The organism is Rhodococcus sp. BS-15, assembly GCF_000813105.1.
Taxonomy (GTDB): Bacteria; Actinomycetota; Actinomycetes; order Mycobacteriales; family Mycobacteriaceae; genus Rhodococcoides.
On the sequence record NZ_BAOX01000257.1, the window covers coordinates 1 to 7,116 of the forward strand.

Annotated in this window: 4 protein-coding genes and 2 pseudogenes; 3 read left to right on the forward strand and 3 right to left on the reverse strand. The window is 65.5% G+C overall.

Annotated features, from left to right (window positions below; genetic code table 11):
* A pseudogene (locus RHBS_RS21765) lies at positions 1 to 2,584 on the forward strand (Pls/PosA family non-ribosomal peptide synthetase); the annotation flags it as partial.
* Positions 2,585 to 2,589: 5 nt separating this feature from the next.
* A complete protein-coding gene (locus RHBS_RS21770; protein WP_121872940.1) occupies positions 2,590 to 3,927 on the forward strand; it encodes a M1 family metallopeptidase in 1,338 nt (445 codons plus the stop codon).
* A gap of 87 nt (positions 3,928 to 4,014) precedes the next feature.
* Here the strand turns inward: RHBS_RS21770 and RHBS_RS29210 are convergent, their stop codons facing one another.
* Positions 4,015 to 4,761: a hypothetical protein gene (locus RHBS_RS29210; protein ID WP_187298588.1), complete on the reverse strand. Its 747-nt coding sequence runs from the start codon at positions 4,759 to 4,761 to the stop codon at positions 4,015 to 4,017.
* A gap of 149 nt (positions 4,762 to 4,910) precedes the next feature.
* On the reverse strand, positions 4,911 to 5,531 hold the full coding sequence (locus RHBS_RS21780; protein WP_121872120.1) for a hypothetical protein: 621 nt from the start codon (positions 5,529 to 5,531) through the stop codon (positions 4,911 to 4,913).
* On the opposite strand from RHBS_RS21780, the gene RHBS_RS21785 reads away from it, so the two are divergent.
* The gene (locus RHBS_RS21785; RefSeq protein ID WP_187298589.1) at positions 5,530 to 6,288 is read left to right on the forward strand and encodes a DUF6518 family protein; all 759 of its coding nucleotides are present in this window, start codon (positions 5,530 to 5,532) and stop codon (positions 6,286 to 6,288) included. The genes RHBS_RS21780 and RHBS_RS21785 overlap by 2 nt on opposite strands.
* Here RHBS_RS21785 and RHBS_RS21790 read toward each other — a convergent pair.
* Positions 6,209 to 7,116: pseudogene (locus RHBS_RS21790) on the reverse strand (MFS transporter); the annotation flags it as partial. The gene RHBS_RS21785 and the pseudogene RHBS_RS21790 sit on opposite strands and share 80 nt — an antisense overlap.

Consider the following 7,116-nt stretch of genomic DNA (forward strand, 5'->3'; position numbering starts at 1 on the left):
GTCGGATATCTCGCGAGCACCAACCCCGATTTCGATCTCGAAGCCGCTCGCGAATTGCTCGCCGAGCAATTGCCTGCGGCACTGGTCCCGCGGCTTGCATTGGTCGACGAGATGCCCACGCGCACCTCGGGCAAGGTCGACCGCAATGCGCTGCCGTGGCCCCTGCCCGGCATGGCGGGGGGCCTCCTCGCTCGGCGGGACGGCGGGGTGGGTGGCCGAACTGTGGACCAACATCCTCGGCGCGCAGGTGTCCGACGAGAACGCCGATTTCTTCGCCAACGGCGGCGGTTCGCTCTCGGCCGCGCAATTGGTGACGGCGTTGCGCGAGCGGTTCCCCGAGATCACCGTCGCGCAGCTCTACGACCACCCGCGGCTGGGTTCGCTGGCGCAGTATCTCGACGATCTGAAGCCGGTCGTCGAGGCCGTTCCGCGTGAGGTCGCGCCGACGTCGCGCACCGCGCAGTGGGCGCAGATCGCGGCAACGGTTCCGTTGACCACCCTGACCGGATTGCAGTGGGTCACCTGGCTCGGGCTGCTGTTCAACGTCATGTCCTGGTTCGGCGACGTGCCCTGGGCTCCGACGCTGTCGTGGTGGTGGGTGCTCGTGGCATTCATCCTGTTCATCACTCCGGTCGGCCGCATGGCGATCTCGGTGATCGGATCGCGCATCCTGTTGGCGGGCTTGAAACCGGGCGCGTACAAGCGCGGCGGCAGCATGCACATCAGGCTGTGGGCGGCAACGAGATTGACCGATGCCAGTGGTGCATCGAACCTCTCGGGCGCACCGTGGATGGTCTACTACGCGCGCGCTCTCGGTGCCAAGATCGGTAAGGGTGTCGACCTGCACACGATGCCGCCGGTCACCGGCATGCTCGAGCTGGGCGACGGCTGTTCCATCGAGCCCGAGGTGGATCTGTCCGGGCATTGGATCGACGGCGATCTCGTCTACATCGGCGGCGTCGAGATCGGCGCCGGTGCCACCGTCGGTGCCCGCTCCACACTTCTGCCCGGAACCAAGGTCGGCAAGAACTCGGTCGTCACGGCAGGCTCTGCCGTCGTCGGACGGGTGAAGGCCGGTCAGATGTGGTCCGGTTCGCCGGCCCAGAAGGTCGGCAAGGCCGATCATCCGTGGCCCGCGGAAACACCGCCGCGCGCGACGAAGTGGGTATTCGCGTACGGCGTCGCGTCGCTGTTCCTGTCCGGTATGGCACTGTTCTCGATCGGTGTCAGCCTGGTGCTGATGGGCTGGTGGATTCACACCGCGGACTCCGTGTTCGACGCCTTCGAACGTGGTCTGGTGATGTTGCCCGTCGCGACGTTGGTGTCGTTGGCGGTGTTCGCGCTGATCACCGTCGTCGCGGTGCGGTTGCTCAGCATCGGACTCGTCGGCGGCTACCACCCGGTGCGCAGCCGCATCGGCTGGCAGGTGTGGGCCACCGAACGTCTGATGGACTCGGCGCGCACGTTCCTGTTCCCGCTCTACGCGTCGTTGTTGACGCCGCACTGGCTCCGGCTGCTGGGCGCGAAGATCGGCAAGGACGTCGAGGCGTCGACGGTGCTGATGATTCCCAAGTTCACCACGGTCGCCGACGGAGCGTTCCTCGCCGACGACACCATGGTCGCCAGTTACGAACTAGGCGGCGGCTGGATGCATCTGGGCGACGCCAAGGTCGGCAAGCGGGCGTTCCTCGGTAACTCCGGCATGACCGGTCCCGGGCGAACCGTCCCGAAGAACGGGCTCGTCGCGGTGCTGTCGGCAACGCCGGACAAGGCGAAGTCCGGCTCGTCGTGGCTCGGTAGTCCACCGGTGCGGCTGCGTCGAGCCGCCGGGAGTGCGGATTCGTCGCGCACGTTCGATCCGCCGCGCAAGCTCAAGGTCGCCCGGTCGTTCGTCGAGACGTGCCGGTTGATTCCCGTCGTCGTTACGTTCGGTATCGGGCTCGGAGTGCTGTTCTCGCTCACCGCGCTCGCCGACGCCGTCGGGTACTGGTTGGCTGCGTTGCTCAGTGGCGTCGTCCTGCTCGTCGCCGGTTTCGTGGCTGCTGCGGTGTCGGCGTTGGCGAAGTGGCTGTGGGTGGGCCGGATCGGCAAGACCGATCATCCGCTGTGGAGTTCGTTCGTGTGGCGCAACGAGGTGGCAGACACGTTCGTCGAGACCGTTGCCGCGCCGTGGTTCGCGCGCGCCGCCGAGGGCACCGCGGTATTGAACATGTGGTTGCGGTGGCTCGGTGCGGATATCGGCCGCGGGGTCTGGTGTGAGACGTACTGGCTTCCCGAGGCCGATCTGGTGACTTTGGCCGACGGTGCGACGGTCAACCGAGGGTGCGTTGTGCAGACGCACCTGTTCCATGATCGGATCATGTCCATGGACACGGTCGATCTCGGCAGAGGCGCAACACTGGGACCACACTGTGTCGCGCTGCCGGCGTCGGGAATCGGTGACGGCGCAACGGTGGGGCCTGCCTCTCTGGTGATGCGCGGCGATACGGTTCCCGCGCATACTCGTTGGCAGGGCAATCCGATCGCGCCGTGGGCCAAGGGTGATCCCTTTCCGCGGATTCGCGACGACCGAAACGAGGGGTGATCGCCGTGGCAGACAGGCTCGTGGCCCCGGTGTTCGACGTCGACTCCAGTGACAACCCGATCGATACGTACCTCCCGCAGAACGGCAATCGCGGCTATCGCGTCTCGCGCTACGAACTCGACCTCGAGTACAAGGTCGAGAGCAACCGATTGACGGGCAAGGCGAAGATCACCGCGGTCACCACGGCGACGGTGTCGAAGTTCGCGTTCGATCTCGGACCGGCGATGAACGTATCCAAGGTGTCGGTCAACGGCTCACGCTCGGTGAAGTTCAGCCACCAGCGCGGCAAGCTCAAGATCACCCCCGCCAAGCCCATCGCGTCGGGCGCGGCACTGGTGGTCACAGTGGCGTACGGCGGAACTCCCAAGCCCATCAACGGTGTATGGGGTGAGGTCGGCTGGGAAGAGCTCACCGAGGGCTCGCTCGTCGCGAGTCAGCCCAACGGCGCGGCATCGTGGTTCCCGTGCGACGACCATCCGGTGTCCAAGGCCAGCTACGGCATCACCATCACCACCGATTCGCCGTATTACGCGGTGGCCAACGGAACGTTGGTGCGCAAGCAGACTCGCGCCAGCCGCACCACGTGGGTGTACGAGCAGCCCGAGCCGATGGCCAGTTACCTCGCGACCATCCAGATCGGTCCGTACGAGCATCGCATCGTCAGCCCGGGGCCGGTGCCGATGAAGGCCATCACCCCGCCGCGCCTGCGAGCGCAGTTCGATCACGACTTCGGTCGTCAGCCACAGATGATGGATACATTCGTACGGCTGTACGGCCCTTACCCTTTCGCGTCGTACACCGTGGTGGTGACCGACGACGATCTCGAGATTCCGATCGAGGCGCAGGGGCTGTCGATCTTCGGTGCCAATCACTGTTCCGGTTCCCGGTACTACGAGCGTCTGGTGGCGCACGAGTTGGCGCACCAGTGGTTCGGCAATTCCCTCACCCTCGGCAAGTGGGCCGACATCTGGCTGCACGAGGGATTCGCGTGCTACTCGGAGTGGATCTGGGCCGAGAACTCCGGCGGCGCAACGGCTCACGACAAGGCCAAACGCGCGCACACCATTCAGCGCGGTCTGGCCATGGACATGCAGCTCACCGATCCCGGTTCGGCGCGCATCTTCGACGACCGCGTGTACAAGCGCGGCGCACTGGCACTGCACGCAGTAAGGCGCACCATCGGCGACGAGCGCTTCTTCGGCCTGATCCAGGAATGGACCTCCAAGTACCGCTACTCGACGGTCGCAACGGCGGACTTCACCGACCTTGCCTCCCGCTTCGGTTGCCCCCGAAGTCTGTGGGACGCATGGCTCGTGGACAAGCAGATGCCGTCGTTGCCGTAGTTCCAGCGTCGCCAATCGGCTCCCCAGTTTCGGAAACCAGCCTGCAATCGGAGGCCTGGATCCGAGTCTGGGGAGCCGATCTGCCGGTCAGATACGGCGACGGCGCTTCTGCGCATAACCGATGGTCATCAAGCCCGCTGACATCAGCGCGAAAAGATTGATCGGCGACGCGATGGCGCGGCCGACACTCGCATCGAGTGCCACGACCTGAAACAGCACCCAACCCACGATGACGGCCAACACGGCGAAAATCGGCCAGGGTCCGGAGTAGTTGTATTTCATGCCCGCTCCCTCAGCAGAAGGTTGCTCCACCGGTGAGGCCACCGCCGACGCTCCGCCGATTGCGCCTACCAGACCACCGCCGACCGTGCCTACGATCGGCAGAGTCACCGTACCGACAGCGGCACCGGCGAGTCCGGCTGCGGTACCTCCGGACACCGCGCCTCCACCGATTCCGGCGATGCAGTTGCCTATGCCCAAGGTTGTGACTTCACCTGGACGGGGCACAGTTACTGCGTGCACACGCAACGACGAACCTGACACTGCGTACTGAATCCCCACAGGGCTACCGTCGGCCGAGGTGGCCGAAGTCGGCAAAGCCTCTGTCGCTCCGGTTTCGATGCTGGTTGCGGTTGCGGTTCCATCGTTCGCTACTGCGACGTCGTAGCCGACGAGCGCCACAGTGAAGTCGCTGTCGCTGGTTTTGGCAACACCGAGCGCCGGTGAATCGACAACCTGGGCATGTACCGGAATATCCGTTGCTACAAAGGAAAACAACCCTGCCGCGGCCACCAAGGCTCCGGTAGCAATCCGCGATGCATTGCGCTGGTTCATTGGTCCTCCTCGATTCACCCTCCAATTATTACTTAGTCAAGGTATCAAAATCGGCTGTTTCGTCGACATGGTCGCGGGCTCGAACCTGACTGTTCACCGCATGGCTACCGAAACGACAACAGGTACGCGGGCAGTCCTCGACGCCTGCGTCAGCGATACCGGAGCGACACCGCGAGACCTGCCACTGCGTAGCCGTACAGTGCCGTCGTCGCCAGTGCCTGCAGCCAGAACCCTCTCGGGAACGACGCCGCCCAGCGTCCCTTGCCGTCCAATTGCAGATCACAGGGGAAGTCGCTGATGGCCATGGCAGACGACGGCTGCTTCGAGTGCGCGAGCACCACCCCGGTGGTGAACGGAAGTCCCCGAACGAACAGGTGACCGCGCGCTTCTCCGGCCCGGTACCGAACCGTGGATTCGCTGACAACCCCGGTGTACCAACGCCGTTGGACGTTCCATCCGGTGGCGTGCGCGAGCCGAAGGTTGCGGTCGCCTCGCAGAGCGGTGTCCACGGTCTCGACGTCGGCGATCAGTCCCCAGCGCAGCATCGACACCCACCAGACAATCCGTCTGCAGCGAAACACCAGGGCACCGAAGAGAAGGACCGCGAAGACGTACGGCACCACCGTCGGATATCTGGACCAGCAGGCGGCCGGCACGATCACAGCGATCAGAAACCAGTACGCCTCATGCCGGTTCCATACGGTCGCACCCGCGAGCGCCACCGTCGGAGGTACCCGATGCGGCGGGACCGTGCGCGAAGACTGCAGCATGATGCCGCTGATCCTAGGGCCGAACCTGTCTCTCGTGCGCGCCGAACGGCCCCGAGTACTGTCTGTCCATGGCGCAACGGTGTGGGGACTTGTCATTGCAGCCGCGATCACCGTAGCTCTGGTGTCGCTCGCCTCGAATGTCACGAGCGAAAGCCAGTTGTCCGCTCAGGCAAACACTTTGCTGGCCGTGCGCTCGACCCTCAGCAAATTGGCGAATTCGGGAGCCGTGTGGGCCGGCCTGCCCATCCTGTCCGGCTGGCTGGTCCGCCGTCCGCTGCACGCAGTCGCGGCAGGGATCGTCGCGAGTCTGCTGGCGTTGGTGGTGCACTACGGTGTCGGGCAGTTGTTCGGGATGTTCGACGAGACCGTATGGGCGGGCAACCGAATGTGGTTCGCTCTGGCACTTGTCGTTGGCGGCCCGTTGGGTCTGGTCGGTGCCGTGGCGCGAGGCGGCGGCCCGTCAGGCTTGATCGCGCGTCTGATCGTCCCCGCCGGCGCGATGATCGAGCCGTTCTACCGGGGCATGTTCAGGGTGCCGACCATCTTGCCGTGGCCCGAGCGCGTCGCCAGTGCGACCGCCGGAGCAATTCTCGTCGTAGCCGGCCTGGTGGGGGCGGCGATGCTGATCCGGCGGCAGCGTAGACAGCCCGGAAAACAGAACGGATCCAACCTCCGTCCTACGGCAAGTGAGCAGACGTCTTCGACCGAACCACCAGGCCGCACAGAGCCGCCATCACCGCGCCGAATCCGAAGATGATCGGATACGTGACCACCCCGGGCCAGGTCTCGGTGAGCGCCGACAGAACGGCAGGCACCGCGAAGCCCAGATAGGTCAGAGAATAGAACACTGCGGTGAGGCCGGCGAGATCGTCGGGGCCCGCAATGCGTTGCACCTCTTGCAGACCCGAGACCAACGCCATGCCGTACCCACATCCGAGAACCGCTGCCGCGATCAGCGCCGCGGCAATGGTGAGCACCGACGCCGCCCACGCCGCGACAGCCATACCGATCACCAGCAGAGTCAGCGCCACCAGTGCGCCTCGGGCGTTGGCGGGTGTGTCGATGCGACGCCCGACGGCCTGGATCGCGAACCCGGAGCCGAGAGCGATCACGGCCATCGCCGCGGAGAGTGCGACGGGATAGCCACCACCGGGCTCGTCGGCCAAGGCGTCGGCCATCAGTGACGGCAGCACCGCGTAGGCGACGCTCGCCGCACCGAAGACCCACGGCGCCAACGGCAGCACGACGAACAGGAACCGGCGATGCGAGGCGGATGGAATCCTCAGGTCGTCGAGCAGCTTCTTGTTCTTCGATGCCGCTGTGGCAGTACGTGTTTCGGGCACCGAGAGCATGCCCACACCGGCGACGATGCAGATCAGCACGTGCACGCTGTAGGCGAGGTGCGTCGGCCAGGGTGCCCACTGCGCGAGCACGCCGGCAACTCCGGCACCGAGGGCGAAGCCCGCCGTCAGCGACATCGCGGCACGGCGCGCGCCGGCACCGGGTTTGGCCGTGGCATCTCGCTGGAGAGCTCCTTGACCCAGCTGCCGCCCCACAGCCATACCGATTCCCGAGCGCGATTCCG